Below are 19,284 nucleotides of genomic sequence, written 5' to 3' on the forward strand. Positions count from 1 at the left end.
CGCTTGCCTGGGCCCGGCATTTCGGATAGCCAGACATCAATCACTGCCGACATGGACGATGATGTCAGGAACTGGTCAGAGCCTCTACCGACGCGCACGCAAGGTAATGCCCGGCGGAACGCAGCTGCTCTCAAAGCGGCCGGAAATGTTCCTGCCAGAGCAGTGGCCGACTTATTTTAAATCGGCCAAGGGCGCCGAGGTCGTCGACCTCGATGGCAAGACCTATCTCGATATGAGCTATTGCGGCATCGGCGCCACGATTCTGGGCTTTGCCGATCCCGATGTCGATGCGGCGGTGAAGACCGCGATCGACATGGGCTCGATGTCGACCCTGAACTGCGCCGAGGACATCGAGCTCGCGGAACTCCTGGTCGAGCTGCATCCTTGGGCAGACATGGTGCGCTTCGGCCGCGCCGGCGGCGAGGCCATGGCGATCGCGGTCCGTATCGCGCGTGCTGCGACCGGCCGCGACATGGTAGCATTCTGCGGCTATCACGGCTGGCACGACTGGTATCTCAGCGCCAATCTCGGTGAGACCACCGCGCTCGACGGCCATTTGCTGCCGGGCCTCGACACCAAGGGCGTGCCGCGCGGGCTCGCCGGCCTGATGCATCCGTTCCACTTCAACAAGCTCGACGAGATCGAGGCGATCGTCGCCGCCCATGGCGAGCGGCTCGCTGCGATCGTGATGGAGCCGGTGCGTTCCAGCGAGCCCGAGCCGGCCTTCATCAAGGGTATCCGCGCACTCGCCGACCGCTGCGGCGCCATGCTGATCTTCGACGAGGTGACCTCGGGCTTTCGCATCAACTCCGGCGGCGCGCATCTCGCCTACGGCGTCGCCCCCGACATGGCCGTGTTCGCCAAGGCGATCGCCAACGGTTTTCCGATGGCCGCGATCGTCGGCCGCGCCTCGGTGATGGACGCTGCGCAAGAGACCTTCGTCAGCTCGACGGCCTGGACCGAACGCGTCGGCCCGGTCGCAGCCTTGGCCACCTTACGGAAGCATCGCGAACAGAACGTCGCCCGGCACCTGATGCGGATTGGCAGCCGGATCCAGAAGGGCTGGACCGAGGCGTCACAGGCCACCGGCATGCCGCTGCACGTCTCCGGCATCTCGCCGCTCGGCCATTTCGCCTTCGATCTGCCCGACGCTCAGGAGGTCCGCACGCTGTTCACGCAGATGATGCTCGACCGGGGCATCCTCGCCACCGGCTCGTTCTACGCGATGTGGTCGCACACCGACGCCCACGTCGATCGCTACCTGGAAACGGTGAACGAGGTGTTCCGCGACTTGCGAACCGCGGTCGACCAGAAGGCCGTCAAGCAGTTGCTGCGCGGCCCCGTCGCGCATTCCGGATTCAAGCGGTTGACCTGATCAGATCCCAGAGCGTTTTCAAGCGAAGTGGGCACCGGTTCGCGTCAAGAAAACGGGTAAGACTAGACTCCAAAAATATCGCGCACCACATTGCGCGATGTCGGCGACCTTGCAGCCTTCGGATAGATGCCGTGCAAGATGCTGTCGGCGGCAAGCGCACCGCCATCGATGATGATCGCGCCTGTCGACACGAAGGTGTTGTCGCCCACTGCAGTCTTGCCGATGACGCGGCTGCCACCATACATCACGATTCCGCGGCCGAGCGACGGATAGTCGTTGTCGAGGTTCGCCCCCACCGTGCAGTTGTGATAGCAAATGAAATAGTCCGAATAGCTGGCGCGGCCGAGCACGGTGCCGACCGGATGCTGGACCGCGAACACGTCGGGCAGCTCCACCTCGTAGAACGCATCGAGCGCGTGCAGCGCCTTGTTGAGCGCATAGGCCTTGTCGGCGACGGGATGGCCGGGCCGCTCGCGAAACACCGAATTGGCGAGATAGTAGAGGAAGATCGCGTACTGGTCGGAGTGCCAGTGCGAAAACCGCGCCTCGCCGTTTGCAAAGAACCCTTTCAGCCTTACGTGCGAAAAACAGTGATCGATCCGGCCGAGGGCGAGATCGACGAATTTTGGAAGGTCGCCGAGGTCGGCGCCGTCGGGGAACAGGTTCTCGAACTGCTTGCGCACATAGAGAGCGAGATCATTGCGGGCAAGCGAGAGCTGCACGGTGCTAGTTCCTGCTTGAGGAGCTGGCGCGCACGTCGAGGCCGCGCGAGAGCAGATGGCTGCGCAGCTTGATCGGGCTGTGATCGGTGAACAGGAACATCGAGGAGATCGCGACCGCCGAGGCGCCGGCCTCCAGCGCGTCGATCGCGTGCTGGAGCGAACCGCAGCCGCCGGAGACGATCAGCGGCACGCTCAGTACGCTGGCGGCCTTGTGGATCATATCGAAGTCGTAGCCGCTCATGGTGCCGTCACGGTCGATTGAGCCGAGCAGCACCTCGCCGCAATGCAGATCCTCACAGCGCTGCGCCCATTCGATCGGATCGAGCGCGACATGCTCCCGACCCCCGTCGATGAACACGCTGGCGTGGTTGGGGTTGATCTTCTTGTAGTCGATCGAGACCGTCATGCACTGGTCGCCGAAGGTGCGCGCCGCCTCGCGCAAAAACTCCGGACGCCGCACGGCCTCCGAATTCACCGACACCTTGTCGGCGCCGGCGCGCAGCAGCATGTTGACGTCGTCGAGTGTCTTGACCCCGCCGCCGACGGTGAACGGCATGAAGATCTCTTCCGACATCCGCTCGATGATGTCGACGACGCGGCCGCGCGAGGCCGCGCTCGGCACGATGTCGAGCACGATCAGCTCGTCGACGCCGTAATCGTTATAGACTTTCGCCGTCGTCACCGGGTTGCCGGCGGCGCGCTCGTTCTCGAAGAAGCGAACATATTTGACTAGCCTGCCATCGCGCAGCAGGAATTTTGGGATCAGGCGCTTCTTCAGCATCGACGTCAGGGATTCCAGCGCAGGAAATTGCTCATCAGCTCGATCCCGGTGTCCTGGCTCTTCTCGGGATGGAACTGCGTGGCGACGATATTGTCCCGCGCGATGATCGCGGTCACCGGCTGGCCGTATTGGGCGAAGCCGACCACGTCCCCCGCGTCCCTGCAGCGCATGGCAAAGGAGTGGACGAAGTAGAACGCCAGATTGCTGTCGCGGATATTGGCCAGGATCGGATGGTTGCGCTCCTTCGCCACCATGTTCCAGCCCATATGCGGAATCTTCAGCGCGGGATCGTTCGGCATCAGCCTCGCGACATCGGCATCGAACCAGCCTAGCCCGCGATGGGCCACGCCGTCGTCTGCATGCTCCTCGGAGGTGTTGGCGAGCAGCTGCATGCCCAGACATACCGCAAGGAACGGCTTGCCCTTCTCGCGGACATGGCGCTCCAGCATCTCGTTAATGCCGCGGGCGCGGATGTTGCTCATGGCATCGCCGAACGCGCCGACGCCGGGCAGGATGATGTGGGAGGCATCCGCGATCGCATCCGCCTCATGGGTCACGACCGGGTCGAAGCCGCAATATTCGACGGCGTTCTTCACCGAGCGCACATTGTTGATGCCGTAATCGACGATCGCTACGCCTGACATCGCCTGCTCCCCCGGCGCATCGACGCGCCACCTGTTCGCTCCTGCTAGCCTATCCCTTGCCGCCGCCGATCTCGACGCCCGGATGGTTCGGCCACGGCACCTGCGTGTTGTTCCACTTGTCCATGTCGGGCATGCGGCGCCCCGGCTCGACTGTGTTCGGTGAGAACTGCCAGGGGCTGACCTCGTGCTTGATCGCGATGCCCAGGAACTGCTCCTCGGTGAGCTGGAGATAATCGAGGAATAGATCGAGGCTCGGCGGCCGCTTGCCGTCGAATTCACGTACCAGCGCCTCGCCCTGCTCGCGGGTCATGCGCTTGTTGCGGATGTCGATGTTGGCGAGATGGTTGGTCCGGCCCATGCCGCGTTTGATGTATTTGAGATAGTCGCGCACCCCCTGGAAGAAGCACTCGATCTTCTCGTAGTCGTATTCCGGCGGAATGCCTTCGACTTCCTGGCCCTTCCAGCCGAGCTCGCTCTTGATGATGTCGACGTGCTTCTTGGTGTCCCACTTGATGTAGCTGCCGAGACACACCGAGCGGCACTTGATCCGCATCAGCTCCTTGCGCGGCGGATAGACGAACGGATAGAGGTCGCGCTTGGCGACACGGCCGCCGAGAAACTCGTACATGTCGTCGGCGGTGATGCCGAGATTCATGGCGCGGTTGAAGCGCTTCTCGTCGACCTCTTCCATCTCGTCGTAGGAATAGAACGACTGATATTCCGCGAGACTCTCGCCCCAGATCAGGAGCGGCGTCTCGTAGCGGATCGCGACCTGCATGGTGTGGGCATAGATGCCGGTGTGGCAGTGCCAGCAAAAGTCGCCGCGGCGCTTCAGCGATTCCAGCATCAGTTCGCGCACCACGTGCCAGTTCGGCGTGAAGTTCAGCACGTCGACGCCGAGTTGCTTGAACACGCTGGTGTTGTTCTCTTCGATCAGCGGCCGGTAGAACCAGTGGTCAAAGCGTACGACCAGAGGCTTCAGGCCGAGTTTGCGCACGACGTACCAGAGCTGGAACACGCTGTCCTTGCCGCCCGAGTAGGGCAGGATGCAGTCGTAAAGGCCCTTGTCGCGGTATTGGCCGACCAGCTCCATCATCTGCTTGTAGCGATCGTCCCAGTTGATCTGGGTGTCACGGACCTCGATCTGGCGGCAAACGCTGCAGGAGCCGGATTCATCGAACGATGTCGCTTCAGCCGTTTCTGGCAGCAAGCATTTGCTACAACTCAACATTTCAGGGATTCTCGCGATTGCTTGATTTGATTCGGGCTTACCACGCCGTCCAGCCCCCGTCGACCGCAATGCACTGGCCCGTCACATAGGCCGACAGGTCGCTCGCCAGATAGGCGACGGCGCCCTTCATGTCGTCCTCCCGAGCCATCCGCGCAAGCGGCGTGCGGGCCACATACCGGCTCAAGAACGGCTCCGGGGTCGCCCTGAACACACCTCCAGGCGCCACGGCGTTGACCCGGACTTTCGGGGCCAGGGTGGTCGCAAGCCAGCGCGTCATCTGGATCAACCCGCCCTTACTCGCAGCATAGGCCGCAGGGTTCCCAAGCGCGGTTCCCTCGTAAAGCCGCCAGTCCGGCCCGGCGAGCCCGTAGATCGAAGAAATATTGATCACGCTGCCATGGCCGGATTTGGCCAGATCCTCGGCTGCTGCCTGGATCAGGACGAAGGGCGCGGTCAGGTTGACCTCGAGCGCCCGCCGCCAGGTCGCATCCGACTGCTGCTCGAACGGGACCGCCCATCCCTCAAGCCCGCTGGTGCCGACAAAGGCCGCGCAGTTGACGATGATGTCGATGCCGCCGAACGCCTCGCGCACCCGCCGCGGCAGATCTTTCACCGCTTCTCCCTGCTCGAAATCGCAGTCGAACATCTCTGCCTTGACCGGCCAGCTCTTCGCGAGCCCTGCCGCGGCCTCCTTGCCGGCAGACGCTGCCATATCGATCAGCGCGATCGTAGCGCCTAGCTCGGCCAGGCCGCCTGCAATCGCGCGGCCGATATGACCGGCGCCCCCGGTGATGACAGCGACGCGCCCGTCGAGTGACATCATCTCTCGGAGCGAACGTTCGGTGCTCATCCGAAAATCCTCTGAAACTCGTCCGAGGCGCGCTGCAGATCATCGAGCCGGCCGACATCGATCCAGTACTCCCGCAGCGGGAATACCACGGATGGCTCGCCGGCGGCGATCGTTCGCTCGATCAGGGTCGGCATATCGACGGCCTCGTTGGCGTCGATATGATCGAGCACGGCAGGATCGAGCAGATAGACACCGGCATTGACGTAGAATTTCTGCGTCGGCTTTTCGCGGATGCCGAGCAGGCGATGGTCGTCGAAATCGATGACACCGAACGGTACCGTCACCGAATGCTCGCGCACGCAGACGGTGGAGAACGCCTGATGCTCGCGATGGTATTTCAGCATCTGCTCGAAATTCACGGTGGTCAGCAGATCGCCGTTCATGACAAAAAACGGCTGCGCCGGCCGTTCGGGCAACAGCGACAATGCGCCCGCGGTGCCGAGGCGCGCATTTTCCTGCAGATAATTGATCTCCACGCCCCAAGCCGAGCCGTCGCCGAAATAGTCGCGGATCATGTCGGCCTTGTAGTTGACCGAGATGAAGAACTTGCCGAAGCCGGCCTTGACGAAACCGCCGAGCACGGTCTCCAGGATCGGCTTGTCGCCAACCCGGATCAGGGGCTTCGGTATGTCGTCGGTCAGCGGCTTCAGCCGCGATCCGAGGCCGCCAGCCATCAGGACCACCCAGTGGTCGGATTGCTGCGCGAGCGCCAGGTCGTCGATCAGCTTGACCTCGACCACCCTGCCCTCGGCATCGACGATCGGAAGTTGGTGGATCGAATGCTTGCGCATCAGGTTGAGCGCAGCCGGATTGGAGATGCCGACCGACGCCGTGATCGGATTGCGGTTCATCACGAGATCGACGGAAGCATCGAGCCCGACGCCGCCGAGCAGCGCACGCCGCACGTCGCCGTCCGTGACGGTGCCTACGATCCTGCCGTCGCGTACGACCACGGCGAGCTGCAAATGGCCCTGATCGATCCGCCGCAGCGTTTCGATCAGGGGCGTATCTTCACTGACAGCGAATATCTCTTTCATCGCGAACCAATCCGGTCGCCGCCGGCGAAGGCACCGGCCCCGACATTCCTTGCAACCACGGCGCCCGCGGCAACAACGGCCCCCGCTCCCACGCTGAGGCGCCCCAGAATGACGGCGCCCGCGCCGATATGGGCGCCCTCGCCAATCGAGACGCCGCCGCACAGCACTGCCCCCGGCGCGACATGGGTGTGATCGCCCACGATGCAGTCATGCTCCACCACTGCGCGCGTATTAACCAGAACATTCCGCCCAAGCCGCGCGGCCGGCTGGACAACGGCACCCGCCATCACCTGGGCGCCGTCGCCGAGCGTTGCATCGGAGGCTATCGTCGCAGAGACATGCGAGATCACCGGAAACCTGTAGCCTAGGGCGGCGAAGCGGCCAAACAGCTCACGCCGCCCGGACAGCCCCGAATCGGCGCGCGAGGCGCGGTTGCCCAGGCCATTGACGAGTTCGACTTGCCCAACGCTCATCTTCAGGACGTCTTCGTCGGGTCCGGTGATCGGGACCCCGCTCACCAGCCCACCCACTAATGTGGTGTCGCGATCCACCACCGCGGCCGGACGCATGCAACGGCTCCGCAAGGCTTCGATGACGACTCGAGCATGACCTCCGGCGCAGAGCACGATCAGGCTCATGGCTCCAGCGCCTCGTTGGCGGCATAGTCGCGTTGCGCGATCTTACCGAGATAGTCCCAGTATTCGATCGGCGCGATACCGTCGCCGGGCCGCTTGACGCCGAGATTATCCTCCGTGAAGCGCTCGCCGGCGCGGACGGCGCGGATCGCAACAAGACTTCGCCTTGCCACCGCGCGATTTGGAATCTCTTCCCGCGCGGGCACCTTGCGGCCGTCGCCGATCGCGGCCTCGACGTCGCGGATCGACGCAACCATCGCGGCCATCTCGTCGGGTTCGATCGAGGCGCGGTGATCGGGCCCTGGCAGATCGCGATCGAGCGTCAGGTGCTTTTCGATCACGGCCGCGCCGAGCGCGACCGCGGCTGCCGGGACATGTATGCCGCGGCTATGATCGGAAAAGCCGACCGGAAGCCCGAATGCGTTTTGCAGCGTCGCCATCGCGCGCAGATTGATCGAATGAGGATCGGCCGGATACTCGGTAGTGCAGTGCAGCAGCGTGACCTTGGCGCGCAGCTCAGTCCAGGTCTCGCGGTCGAGCAGCAGGTTTGCAAAGCCGGCCGGCGACGGCTGTGCACGCGCGTCGGCGAGATAGCCGAAGGCGATGACGCCGAGCGCCTGCTCCACTTCCGCCAGCGTCGCCATGCCGGTCGAAAGGATGATCGGCAGCTGGAAGCGCGCCAGCTGCAGCAGCAGCGGCGCGTTGGTGAGATCGCCCGATCCCACCTTCAGTGTAGAGACGCCGATTCGGCGAACCAGATGCGTGGCGCTGTCGGCATCGAACGGAGTCGACATGTAGGCGATGCCGGCGGCGGCGCAGGCCGCGGCGACATTCACCTCGTCGTCCTCGCTGAGTTCGAGTGCGCGCAGCATTTCGAGCTGTGATTGCGCGTTGCCGGTGGCCGCCTGTTGATAGCTCGCCTTGGCGGCGCCTGCGGTCGCCAGCCTGTCGGCACGAAACGACTGAAACTTTACGACGTCGGCCCCTGCCCGGGCCGCGGCTTTCACCAATTCGAGGGCCCGCGCTCGATCGCCGTTGTGGTTAACACCGGCCTCGGCAATGATCAGGGTTCGGCGATGCATGTGCTTTCGTCGCTGGCACGGGGGGCGGTCACAATCGCCATCCATCAAGCGGTTGTCTTAGTCGAGCACGCTGGTAAAAGCAACGGAAGCAGGCGGCTCGTGCCGTTCCCGGCCCCCTGGCCGGAGACGAATCGTGCCGGTACCTGTTCGGCGCTGACAGCGGGCTTGTCGAGAGCAAATGACGAATTCGCCGGAGATATTGTTTCTGCTGGTGGGCCGCGGAGGATCCAAGGGATTGCCCGGCAAGAACCTGCGCGAGATCGGCGGCCTCAGCCTGGTCGGCTACAAGGCACGGGCTGCACGACAATCGCGCTACTGCGCGCGTCTGATCGTCTCCAGCGACAGCGCCGAGATCCAGGCCGAGGCGACGCGCCATGGCGCGGAGGTACTGTTCGACCGCCCTGCCGAGCTTGCAAGCGACACAGCCTCCTCCAACGACGTGGTACTCCACGCCATGGACTGGATCGAGACGCATGAGGGCCGGCGCTATGATGCTATCATGCTGCTGGAGCCGTCGTCGCCTTTCGCGCGGCCGGAACATTTCGACGAGGCGGTCGAACTCTTCGCCATGCGCAAGGCGAGCCTTGTGGTCGGCATGCGCGAGACCGAGGTGGCCTCGATCTTCGTCGGGAACCTGGGCGCGGATGGCTCAATCGGCGGCATCGTCGAGAAGGTGCTGAAGACGACGGCGCAGCGGCGGCAGGATCAGGCGCCTGAAGTCACCATGAACGGCGCGCTCTATCTCATCGGCTGGGATGCGATGCGCAAGCACCGGAAGATCTACGCCGATTCCTCCGCGAGCTACGGCATCATAATGGACCGCCTGCACTCGATCGAGATCGAGAGTGCTGCCGATTTCGCCTACGCATCCTACGTCGTCGAGCACGGCATGATCGACACGTCGCCATGGCGGAGATCCGCATGACCGCAAGCCGCCGCATCGCCGTCGTCACCGGTTCGCGGGCCGACTACGGATTGCTGCGGGGCATCCTGACGCGGCTGAAGAAGATGGATGACGTCTCGCTCAGCATTATCGCCTGCGGCATGCATCTCGTGCCGCGCTTCGGCGAGACCTGGCGAGCCATCGAGACCGACGGCTTCTCGATCGCGGCGAAGGTCGATCTGCAACTGAGCGACGATCGCGCCGAGACCGTGGCGCGCGGTACCGGCATCGGCGTTTCCGGCTTTGCCGAAGTGCTCCCGAAGCTTGCGCCCGATATTCTGGTCGTGCTCGGCGACCGCTACGAGGCGCTGGCCGCCGCGGTGGCGGCGACGCTGTTGAACATCCCGATCGCTCACATCCATGGCGGCGAGATCACCGCCGGCGCCTTCGACGATGCGATCCGCCACGCCATCACGAAGATGGCCTGCCTGCATTTCGTTGCGGCCGAACCGTATCGGCAGCGCGTGATCCAGATGGGCGAACAGCCGGATTTTGTCTTCAACGTCGGCGCGCCCGGTCTCGATCTTGCGGAGACCGCAGGGACGCTGACCCGCGCCGAGCTGCTCGCAAAGCTCGGCATCGGCGGTCCTGAGAGCTTCCTGCTGGTAACGCTGCACCCGACCACGGCGCAGCCCGAGGCCGATGCCGCCAACGTCACTGCCCTCCTCGGCGCGCTTGCCGACATTGAGGACCGCAGCATTATCTTCACCGGTGTCAACGCCGATCCCGGCTATCGCGCCATTGACGATGCGATCAGGATGTTCGTCGCGGCGCGACCCAATCGCGCCCATCTCTTCGCCTCGCTAGGCAGCGAGCGCTATTGGGCCGCGCTACGGCTTGCAGATGCCGTGGTCGGCAACTCCTCCAGCGGTATCCTCGAAGCCCCGGCCGTCGGCGTGCCCACGATCAATATTGGCGATCGCCAGAAGGGCCGGCTGCGCGCCGCCTCGATAATCGATTGCCCCGCCGATTCGGCGGCCATCCTGGGAAGCCTCCGCCACATCTTCGAGGGCCGGTTCCAGCCCGATCCGGCCCAAGTGCCCCCCTATGGACGCGGCGGCGCGTCCGAAGCCATCGCTAGTACCCTTCGAAAGATCGACCCGAAGCGCGCTTTCCCAAAACATTTCCATGATTTAGCGGCGTCCTCGTCCCCCCCTGGAACGACCGGATAACTGGCCTCCATTGTTGCCTACGCAGCGCCGCAGGTTGTATAGATCGGGGCGAGCTTGAGACGAACCGCGCACGTTCCGGGGGAACGCGACATGACGACGATCGATTCACTTTCCGACATGACGCCGGTGGCACGCACCGTCGAGATTAGTGAACTTCCGATTCCGCCTTATTGCGGCACCACGCTTCCCGCGATCGACTACGACGCGCATCCGGCTTATGGCGGCATGCTGCCTAAGCCGACCTTCCGTGAGCGCCTTTACGCCCTGAACGTGTTCCTGCGCACGTTCGCCTTCGTCACCATCCGCCGCATCGTCGACTACGACAACATGCCGCTTCTGACCAAGGAAGCCGACTTCAGCGGCCTTAATGCAAAGACGGCGCTGCGCTACATCTTGATGTATGCACGCATCCGCGCAAGCCGCGCGATCGGCACGCTGACCGGCGCGCGCCGGCCTGCGAAGCCGGCGAACCTGGCGCTGCTCAACAGGATCAAATCCGACGGCATCGTCTGCCTGAATCTCAAGTCCGACGAAATCGACAAGATCCGCAGCGTCACCAATCCAGGCTTTGCCAAGCTCGATGAGCGTCGGGCCGGCATTCCGCCCGAGAAGCGTAAGTTCGACGACAACGTCTACTGGTGCACGCGCTCGGCCGATCCGGAAGCCTTCGCGGCAGTGGAGAATATTTTCAAGCGCTACGGCATCATGGAGGCTGCGAGCGCCTATCTCGGGCGCCCGGCCGGCGTGAAGCACATCAATGCACAGATCAACGACCAGGACCTCGCTTTTTGGAAGCGGGTGTTCCCGGACACGCAGCTTCCCGATCCCTGGGGCAGCTACCTGCATATAGATGCCACCTACGGCATGCTGAAATGCGCGATTTACGTTCACGACATCGGCCCTGACGGCGGACCGTTCTGTTATGTCCGCGGCAGCCAGAATGCGAAGATCGGCTGGTTCGAAGGCATGGTGCGCCGCACCAACGACTTCAGCGGCTTCTCGGGCCGGCGCCCCGACGCGCGCAAGAAATTCATGGCGCTGCCGGAGTTCCTGCGCAAGAAGGCGGATTTCGGCGGCGACCTACAGGACAATTCGCCCGACGTGGCGCCGCTGCGCGAGGGACATTTCGCAGCGACCTCGAGCTACGGCAATTGCGTGCTGTTCGACGGCAACGGCATGCACCGCGGCGGCATGGTAAACAAGGGGGAGCGCCGCTGCCTGTTCATCCTGCTCGCCGAAATCTGAGGGCGCGCCCCAGCGACGTAACGAGCGATCAGCCCTTCGCGCCACGCAGCTTGCTCGGCCGCGCCAGATAGTCCGCGAGCTGCTGGGGACTGAAATAGGCCGACTGGCTGCGCAGCGGGCTGTCCTTGCGGATAAAGGCGAGATCAATCTGGGCGAGCGCGCCGTCCAGCGAGCGCATGTGGCCCTCGAGCACGTCATAGACCGCAAACCCCGCTTCGTCGCAGAAGCGCACGATGTCAGCGAATTGCGGAATGCCATGGCGCATCGGCATCATCGTGGCCTCGAGTATCATAAGGTCGATGTCGTTGATGCGCGAGCCGAGCCCCTTCAACACCTCGATCTCGGCGCCTTGGGTATCAACCTTGATGAATACCGGATGCTCCAGCTTCTCCGGCAATAATGAATCCAGCCGGCGCATCGGCGTCTTGCGCGCCACGCCGTCGAGTGCCTTGCCTTCGACCTGTGCGAAGATGCTCGAGCCCGAGATATCATCATGGACGTTGAAGGTGATATCGCCGTTCTCGGCGCCGGCAGCGACCAGAAAATATTCGGCGTCGAGCCGCTGCTTGAGCTGCTCGAGCACAGGACGGCATTCAGCCACCGGCTCGACCAGAAAATACTTCGCGCGCGGGAATGCGTCGTAGATCGGCGAAGTGCCGAACGCGATGCCGACGTCGATCACCGTCTTCACCTCGAAGCCCAGCGACTTCAGGTGCTTGAAGAACAGCGCGAAGTTCCGGACCGGCGCGTTGGTGCGCATCAGGCGCAGCCCGATCGGCTCCAGGACGCGGTTGATGGCCTGGAACGCGGTTGAGACGAATGCCTTCATGAAGCGTGCGCCGGTTGGGCAAGAGCCGGGGTGAAGGATACCGATCGCAAAATGCCTCGACGCACGATGGACTTGCCGCAGTTTGCAATCGACCGGTCAGTTTGGTAGATCAGCATGGCAACCCGGTCAAGCGACCGCCCCATCGGCAGGGACAGCGACATCTGCATGAAAGTCCTCGTGACCGGGAGCTCCGGCTTCATCGGCCAGGCACTCGTGCGACGGCTGCGCACTGAGCATTGCGCAGTCGTGGGGCTCGACAAGGTTCCGGCCGATGCGACCGACATCGTGTGCGACATCCTGGATGCCGATCGTCTGACGAAGGCCGTGACCGGCGCCGCACCGGACGCAGTGGTCCATCTTGCCGCGCGCATCGATCTCGACGAGAAGACCGACCTTTCTGGCTACACCGCGAATATCGAGGGTGTGGAAAACCTGGTCCAGGCCGTGCGGCAGACGCCTTCAGTGCGGCGCGCGATCTGGACCTCATCGCAGCTCGTCTGCCGGGTCGGTTATGTGCCGACCAGCGACACCGACTATCAGGCCGACACGCTGTACGGAAAGAGCAAGGTGCGCACCGAGGAGATCGTCCGCAGCTCTGACGGCGCAGGGCGGGAATGGTGCCTGGCGCGCCCCACAACCGTCTGGGGCCCCGGAATGAGCGCGCATTATCAGCGCTTCCTACACATGATCGAGCGCGGCCATTATTTCCACGTCGGGCACGGGCCGCTCTGGAAGTCGTACAGCTATGTCGAGAACATCGCCTTCCAGTATTGGCGTCTGCTGAGCGTGCCGGCGGAACAGATCCATCGCCGGACGTTCTATCTCGCCGATTACACACCGATCGATCTTATCGCATGGTGCGATGCGTTTCAGCGCGACTTCGGTTCGCGCCCGATTCCGCATCTGCCGACCGGCGTCGCCCGGACGCTTGCGTTCTGCGGCGACGCGGTTAACGCGATCGGGTTGAAGCGGTTTCCGTTCAATTCGTTCCGCCTCAACAACGTGCTCACGCAGTATCAATTCGATCTCACGCCGACCGCGGCGGTTTGCGGCCCGCTTCCCTGCGACATGGAGCAAGGCGTCGCGGCTACCGTCGCGTGGCTGCGAAATATCTCAGCCCGCTGAGATCAGATCGCCGGGGTGTTGCCCCCAGGCGTGGCGGTCTCCCGCGCACGCAGCTTGGCAAAATCAAGCACCAGCCCGGTCACCAGCATCGACACCAACACCAGCGCCGAATTCGCCATGCCGAGGGGGCCCTGCACTGGACTGAGAAGGACGCTGGCGAGCACGAACACGAGCAGCAACTGCGGCGTCATCAGACCGGAATGCCGGCTTCCGGCCGCGCTCCAGCCGGCCACCGCTCCCCAAATCGCGACATAGATAATTGCACCCACCAATCCGAAGTCGATGAACGCCGCGGCCCAGGCAGTCGGAAAGAAACCGTAGATCGCCGCGGCTCGCAGCTCCGCTTCCATGACCGCAACCTGGTCGCTGTTCGAGAAGTAGATCCGCAGTAGCGGCGACAGCACGCCAATCTCGTACACGCCCCATTGGGGCGTGAATTTGTCGCGCGCCTTCCAGACGATATCGATCGTTCGCACACCATGGGTCAGATAGAAATAGGTACTGAGGCCAATCATCGCGCCGCGCGCGGATAAGCGCCCGGAGTCGATCGCCGAGGTGACGTAACCGCGCGGCATCACGTTCCAGGCCATCAGCATCTTAGGTAGGAAGGCATCCGCAGAGCTTGCGACGGGCGCGGCCTGCTGGACCTTCTGTGCCTCGACAATCCGCTTGTTGAGTTCGGTTGCCGCGATAGTCTCCGCGGGCTTGGGGCGCGGAATCCCTCCCGACGCGGCCGGATCGTAGGCCACGGATGCGTCGCGTTGGTTCTTCTCCTGCTCCAATTCCGCAATCAACGGCAACATCTGTGTGCAGAAGCTCTGCCTGCTGCTCCAGATCGCGCTCGAATAGACCGCGAACAGGCTCACGGCGATGCCCGTCTTGAGCAGAAGATAGTGCCCACGCGGCAGAAGGGTTCGCCCCTGGGCGACGCGGACAAGCATCGCCATCGCGACCAGGACGAGAACGAACAAAATCGGCATCCGCCCCGAATAGAGCAGCGCATAGCCGATCGGTGAGACGATCGACAGTTGCCCCAGCGCAGCCGCCCATCCTCTGATTTCCTCGCCCTTGAGCAGGAACAGCACGATGGAGACAAAGCCGAAAGAGAACATCACGTAACCACCGTAGAGCAACGGCGTGCGCTTGATCGCGATCGTGTCGACGAGCCCCGGGGCACAGCGCAGCAACTCGGCATAGCTGCTGTTGCTCACACCGCTCAGGACGGTCCGGTCGAGTGCAACCAGCGTGATGCCAACGATCCCGACCAGCGACGCGAACATTGCGACGTTATTCAACATCCGTGTGGAAGGTCGCGGCGAGCGTGCCTGGAGCGCGAACCAGCGATCGAAGACGAGCTTGCCGCCCCGATATGACGGCAGAAAGATCGCTAATCCGATCGCGACCACGGTTAGCACGACGACGGACGGTTGTCCCGGATAGTCGATCGGCCCGATGGCGACGAAGAGGAGCACCCCGAGCCAGATCAGGGTCATGAGAACTGCGGGCGACGAGAGGCCTCCGATCAAGGGCATGAGCCGCTGTTGCACGTTGCTGTCCCTAGCGCCCCTTAAGTCGTCTTGACGTCTGCTCACGGGCCTGTCCTCAGGGGTAGAGCATGTCTGGATCGATGGGAAGACCGACGGATCCGGTCGCGACCGATTCCTTCAAACTTTCGCGCATCCTGTGAACGGCGAAACCAGCGAGGGACAGGAACAACACGGCGCTAGCGATTCCACCGGCAATCGCCGCCCCGTAAATGCCGAGCGCCGGGACCAGCACCACATTCAGCACCGTCGACACCCCGGCCGAACCGAGATTGCAGATCAGGAGATATTTGTCCGAGCGCGCGGCGTAGAGAGCGTAGGACGGAACATCCGCCAACATGCGCAGAAAAGCTCCCGGCAGGATAGCATAGAACACTCCGATGCTCGCTGCGTAGGTCGACAACCCGAGCAGCGCCAGCATTGGCCCCATAACCAGAGCCGACACGATCATGGTCGCGCAAACCAGCGCTAGCATCGACCAGAAGAACGACCACATCGCCGTGCGATAGGCATCCGGGCCCGCAGCATAACCTGCAATGACCTTCGGCAGGAACTGATGCGACACCGAGCCGCCAAGTGACAGCAAGCCGATCAGGATCGTCGAATAGAACGTGTAGATGCCGAGCGCATCGCGCCCGACGAACGCATCGATGACGAAGCGGTCGACATAGGAGATGACCAGCGCGCCGACCGCCGTCAGCATGAAGGGACGCGCGGTCCAGAGGCCCTCGCGGATGTGCTTGAAGTTCGGCCTGTAACCCCTGAGTTCGTGCCACGGCAGCTCAGAGAGCGAGAACGCGGAAAAGGCGATCGACAGCACGCCGCCGAACGCCCACCAGACCAGCACCGTCTCCAGCGTCCGGGTCGACGGCGCCGCGAACATCAGCAGCGCGATCGCGTACACCCAGATCCCGCCGCGCAGGAACACGCCGATATAGGCGCGCACCGGCCGCCAGGTGATGATCAGGATTCGCGTCGCCTCCAGCGAGATATGCTCGGTGACGAGAATCACAATGAACCACGGCGCAAGGCGCGCCGGAAAGGAGCCCGCGGCAATCGCAACCGCCACCGCGATGCCGACCACTACGAGCGCCGCCGTGCCAAGCACCATCTGATCGGCAATGATGCGCGCGCGCCGCTCGAGGCTCGCCGGCACCAGTTCGCGCAAGGTATAGGAATAGAATTCCAGCCCGACCGCGAGCAGCGCGAAGGCCATCGCCGCGGTCAAGAGACCGTATTGTCCCATCTCGGCCGGCGACAGCATGCGTGCCAGAAGGAGCGACAGCAGGAAGCGGCTCGCGAGCGTCAGCGCGCGCAGGACCAGCGCCGCGACCGTGCCGGCGACCGCCGGGCGTGTCACGAGGTCAAGCAGACGAGATCGCATCGAGCTGTTCCATCTCCACCGGCCGTCAACATCGGTTGCAGGCGCGCCTCCCACGGGATCGTCAGGCGGCGCTTCTGCAGGACTTCAGGAAACGCGGCAGGTGCGCATTCAGCGAACGCGCCAGCGGCTCGACCGAGGTCCGCAAGGCCTCGTTCTCGGGGTCGAACTTGCGCCAGCCGAAATAGTCGCCCTCGACGCTGATCGACGCCAGGTGGCGCATGATCGCGCGGCGGGTCGTGTCGAGGTCGTCGGGTGAATTCCATCGCGCGAGCCGCTCGACGACGCCGTCGACCTCGCTGGTGTCGCGGACGTGCACGAAGTGCTGCGGGGTTGCGTAATACGGCTCGGTCGCGACCGAGCACAGTCCGGCCAGCGCCGCCTGGAAGCCGATGGTGCCCGTGAACGTCACCGACACCGCGCACTTCCCGATCAGCAAATTCGCCGGCACGTCATAGGGCACCAGCACCACGAACGGCAGCGTCGCCAGACGCTCGAACAGCTCGCGCTGGCGGAAACCGAACTGCAGCGGATGATCCTTCACGAAGATGCGGTAGCCGGCGCGGCCCAGCGCGTCGCAATAGCGTACCACCATGTCGTCATGCGCCAGCATGCCCTGCTGCTCGAGCCAGTAGTCCATCGAAGCCTCGGGGAACAGCTGAAGCCCGAGGAATACCCGCCGCTCGCGCGGCACTTCGGCGAGCCGCTTGTCCCAGCCATGATCGAGAAGGCCGAGCACGGCCACGTCGCGCATCCGCACCTTGTGCTTCAGCCGCTTCAGCGCGTCGAGATAGTGGCAATTGTAGCGGTCGCGCTTGAGGAACCGCCAGACGTTGAAGAAGGCGCCGCGCAGCGCGTAATAGCCAAAGATACGCCAAAATCTGGCGAGCGAGAAGCGCTTGGCGTCTCGGACATAGGCCGGCGCAAAGTCTTCCCTGCAGAGCTGGCCGACCGCCGCATCGATATCCTCCCTGGAGGGCTCGCGCAACCAGACCGGTCGCCCGCGGCGCATCAGCATGACCTGATCCGGAATGATGGAGGTCGTCATCTCCAGGAAGTCGATGCCGCGCCGCCGTGCTATGCGCTCCATGACGTCCATGACATAGCGGTCGATGGTGAAGGTCATGACGAGAGCGGGGCCAAGCTTGTCAAAAGCCTGCTCGATCGCCTGCGCCATGCCTCCGATCATCTTGAGCGCGAGATCGCGATCGATGCTCCTGAGCACGCGGCAGCGCAGGATGATGTCGGCGCATCCATCCGCGCCGAACCGGTCGAGTGCTGCCGCGGCAGCATCACCCCGATCGGCGAAGCGATAGAAATCGTCGACCAGCGAATAGTCGCCGTCGTCGCGCAGGTCGCTGAGCACGACCGCCTCGGCGAAGTCCATGCGAGAGGCCAGGTATTTCCACCAGGCCGTCGTGCTGTGAATGGTGAAGAAGACGATCCGGGGCATCAGCTCTGGTTCGCGCCTTCTGGGGCGGCCCCAGCGAGGAAGGGACTGCTCGGCAGGTTGATACAGCGCGTGTTCATGTCCTCGGCGACGGGAAGCGCTGCGCGCGGACAGTCGCGGTACATCGGCAACAGGTGCATCGGCGTCCACAACGGCCGGGCGCGAATGCCGTGGCCGTGCAGGGCTTCGAGCAGGCGGTCGCGCTCGGAGGCGTATTCGCGGTCGAGCACCAGCGTGTTGAGCCAGTAATTGCTCTCAGAACCCTTCGGCTCGCGATAGATGCGCGCCCAGGGAAAATCGCTGAAGGCGTCGAGATAGCGTTTTGCGAGCACGCGCTTGGCCTCGACCATGCCGGCCAACCGCTCCATCTGAGCGCAGCCGAGTGCCGCGTTGATATTGGGCAGGCGGTAGTTGTAGGCGACCTCGTCGTGCTCGAACGCCCAGGCATGCGCCTTCTTCGCCGTCGAGGTGAAATGCCGGGCGTGGCGGGCGTGCGCCTCGTCGTCGGTCACGATCATGCCGCCGCCGCCCGTGGTGATGATCTTGTTGCCGTTGAAACTCAGCACCGCGGAATGGCCGAACGTGCCGCAGCCCTTGCCGTTCAGGGTTGAGCCGAGCGACTCGGTCGCATCCTCGACGATCACGAGGTCGTACCGGGCGGCCACCGCGCCGAGCGCGGCCATGTCGACGGGATGCCCGAAGATGTGCACCGGAACGACAGCGCGTAGCCGGCGGCCGGTGTGCTTGTTGACCCAGGCGCCGTTCTGCCGCACCGCGACCTCATCGAGATGCGCCTCTAGCGCACGCGGATCGAGACCCAAAGTATCCCAGGTCGAATCGACGAAGTGCGGCACGGCACCAGCATGCCTCACGGCATTGGCGGTTGCGACAAAGGTGATCGAAGGTAGCAGCACCTCGTCGTTAGCCTCGACGCCCTCCAACACCAGAGCCGCATGCAGCGCGGCAGTGCCATTGACGATCGCAACCGCGTGGCGCGAGCCGGTCGCGGCCGCGACCATCTCCTCGAAACGGGTGACGTATTTGCCGGCCGACGACACCCAGTTGGTGTCGATGCAATCGAGCACCAGCTCGCGTTCGCGCTGTCCGAAACGCGGCTCATGCAGCTCGACCGGGCGCTGTGCCACCCCGAGCACCGCATCGACGGCGTCGAGTACCGGCTTGAAGTCAAGCACGGCGGGACGGTTCTGGCTCGCTTGCGCGGAGGATATGCTCATCTT

19 protein-coding genes are annotated in these 19,284 nt (G+C 63.7%); 5 read left to right on the top strand and 14 right to left on the bottom strand.

What is annotated here, in order from left to right; genetic code table 11:
- Positions 1-145 precede the first annotated feature (145 nt).
- Positions 146-1,375: an aminotransferase class III-fold pyridoxal phosphate-dependent enzyme gene (locus tag E4K65_RS14375; protein ID WP_235885638.1), complete on the top strand. Its 1,230-nt coding sequence runs from the start codon at positions 146-148 to the stop codon at positions 1,373-1,375.
- A gap of 62 nt (positions 1,376-1,437) precedes the next feature.
- On the opposite strand, the gene E4K65_RS14380 is transcribed toward E4K65_RS14375, so the two are convergent.
- The 8 genes from E4K65_RS14380 to neuB are packed head-to-tail and all read right to left on the bottom strand — an operon-like array spanning position 1,438 to position 8,357.
- Positions 1,438-2,097: an LbetaH domain-containing protein gene (locus E4K65_RS14380; RefSeq protein ID WP_135174718.1), complete on the bottom strand. Its 660-nt coding sequence runs from the start codon at positions 2,095-2,097 to the stop codon at positions 1,438-1,440.
- A gap of 4 nt (positions 2,098-2,101) precedes the next feature.
- On the bottom strand, positions 2,102-2,878 hold the full coding sequence (locus tag E4K65_RS14385; RefSeq protein WP_135174719.1) for an imidazole glycerol phosphate synthase cyclase subunit: 777 nt from the start codon (positions 2,876-2,878) through the stop codon (positions 2,102-2,104).
- Positions 2,879-2,883: 5 nt separating this feature from the next.
- A complete protein-coding gene (hisH, locus tag E4K65_RS14390; RefSeq protein ID WP_135174720.1) occupies positions 2,884-3,522 on the bottom strand; it encodes an imidazole glycerol phosphate synthase subunit HisH in 639 nt (212 codons plus the stop codon).
- A gap of 49 nt (positions 3,523-3,571) precedes the next feature.
- Positions 3,572-4,753 (bottom strand): N-acetyl sugar amidotransferase, encoded by a 1,182-nt coding sequence (locus E4K65_RS14395; RefSeq protein WP_135174721.1) that lies wholly within the window; start codon positions 4,751-4,753, stop codon positions 3,572-3,574.
- A gap of 37 nt (positions 4,754-4,790) precedes the next feature.
- Positions 4,791-5,603 carry an SDR family oxidoreductase gene (locus tag E4K65_RS14400; RefSeq protein ID WP_135174722.1) on the bottom strand — a complete coding sequence of 271 codons (813 nt, stop codon included), beginning with the start codon at positions 5,601-5,603 and terminating at the stop codon, positions 4,791-4,793.
- Complete coding sequence (locus tag E4K65_RS14405) at positions 5,600-6,640, bottom strand: nucleotidyltransferase family protein (protein ID WP_135174723.1); 1,041 nt, start codon at positions 6,638-6,640, stop codon at positions 5,600-5,602. The genes E4K65_RS14400 and E4K65_RS14405 overlap by 4 nt, the downstream gene beginning before the upstream one ends.
- Positions 6,637-7,278, bottom strand: a complete 642-nt coding sequence (locus E4K65_RS14410; protein WP_135174724.1) for an acetyltransferase — start codon at positions 7,276-7,278, stop codon at positions 6,637-6,639. The genes E4K65_RS14405 and E4K65_RS14410 overlap by 4 nt, the downstream gene beginning before the upstream one ends.
- Positions 7,275-8,357 (bottom strand): N-acetylneuraminate synthase, encoded by a 1,083-nt coding sequence (gene neuB, locus E4K65_RS14415; protein WP_135174725.1) that lies wholly within the window; start codon positions 8,355-8,357, stop codon positions 7,275-7,277. Before neuB ends, E4K65_RS14410 begins: the two co-directional genes overlap by 4 nt.
- 178 nt (positions 8,358-8,535) lie before the next feature.
- On the opposite strand from neuB, the gene E4K65_RS14420 reads away from it, so the two are divergent.
- From E4K65_RS14420 to E4K65_RS14430, 3 genes are all read left to right on the top strand, one after another.
- Entirely contained in the window at positions 8,536-9,282 is a 747-nt protein-coding gene (locus E4K65_RS14420; protein WP_135174726.1) for an acylneuraminate cytidylyltransferase family protein, read from the top strand.
- A complete protein-coding gene (gene neuC / locus E4K65_RS14425; protein ID WP_135174727.1) occupies positions 9,279-10,472 on the top strand; it encodes a UDP-N-acetylglucosamine 2-epimerase in 1,194 nt (397 codons plus the stop codon). Before E4K65_RS14420 ends, neuC begins: the two co-directional genes overlap by 4 nt.
- Positions 10,473-10,562: 90 nt before the next feature.
- Positions 10,563-11,717, top strand: a complete 1,155-nt coding sequence (locus tag E4K65_RS14430) for a phytanoyl-CoA dioxygenase family protein (protein ID WP_135174728.1) — start codon at positions 10,563-10,565, stop codon at positions 11,715-11,717.
- 28 nt (positions 11,718-11,745) lie between these two features.
- On the opposite strand, the gene E4K65_RS14435 is transcribed toward E4K65_RS14430, so the two are convergent.
- Together E4K65_RS14435 and E4K65_RS47200 are read right to left on the bottom strand one after the other, a co-directional pair.
- Positions 11,746-12,546: an FkbM family methyltransferase gene (locus E4K65_RS14435; RefSeq protein ID WP_135174729.1), complete on the bottom strand. Its 801-nt coding sequence runs from the start codon at positions 12,544-12,546 to the stop codon at positions 11,746-11,748.
- Positions 12,543-12,713, bottom strand: coding sequence for a hypothetical protein (locus E4K65_RS47200; RefSeq protein WP_167770807.1), 171 nt, complete (start codon positions 12,711-12,713; stop codon positions 12,543-12,545). The genes E4K65_RS14435 and E4K65_RS47200 overlap by 4 nt, the downstream gene beginning before the upstream one ends.
- On the opposite strand from E4K65_RS47200, the gene E4K65_RS14440 reads away from it, so the two are divergent.
- Complete coding sequence (locus tag E4K65_RS14440; RefSeq protein ID WP_167770808.1) at positions 12,712-13,671, top strand: NAD-dependent epimerase/dehydratase family protein; 960 nt, start codon at positions 12,712-12,714, stop codon at positions 13,669-13,671. The two genes, E4K65_RS47200 and E4K65_RS14440, sit on opposite strands and share 2 nt — an antisense overlap.
- A 2-nt stretch (positions 13,672-13,673) precedes the next feature.
- Here the strand turns inward: E4K65_RS14440 and E4K65_RS14445 are convergent, their stop codons facing one another.
- The 4 genes from E4K65_RS14445 to E4K65_RS14460 all read right to left on the bottom strand — a co-directional run bounded on the left by E4K65_RS14445 (position 13,674) and on the right by E4K65_RS14460 (position 19,281).
- On the bottom strand, positions 13,674-15,164 hold the full coding sequence (locus tag E4K65_RS14445; RefSeq protein WP_135174731.1) for a hypothetical protein: 1,491 nt from the start codon (positions 15,162-15,164) through the stop codon (positions 13,674-13,676).
- Positions 15,165-15,273: 109 nt separating this feature from the next.
- A complete protein-coding gene (locus E4K65_RS14450) occupies positions 15,274-16,599 on the bottom strand; it encodes a lipopolysaccharide biosynthesis protein (protein ID WP_135174732.1) in 1,326 nt (441 codons plus the stop codon).
- Positions 16,600-16,660: 61 nt separating this feature from the next.
- Entirely contained in the window at positions 16,661-18,049 is a 1,389-nt protein-coding gene (locus E4K65_RS14455) for a hypothetical protein (protein ID WP_135174733.1), read from the bottom strand.
- Positions 18,049-19,281 carry a LegC family aminotransferase gene (locus E4K65_RS14460; RefSeq protein WP_135174734.1) on the bottom strand — a complete coding sequence of 411 codons (1,233 nt, stop codon included), beginning with the start codon at positions 19,279-19,281 and terminating at the stop codon, positions 18,049-18,051. Before E4K65_RS14460 ends, E4K65_RS14455 begins: the two co-directional genes overlap by 1 nt.
- Between the last annotated feature and the right edge of the window lie 3 nt (positions 19,282-19,284).

The organism is Bradyrhizobium niftali (assembly GCF_004571025.1).
GTDB lineage: Bacteria > Pseudomonadota > Alphaproteobacteria > Rhizobiales > Xanthobacteraceae > Bradyrhizobium > Bradyrhizobium niftali.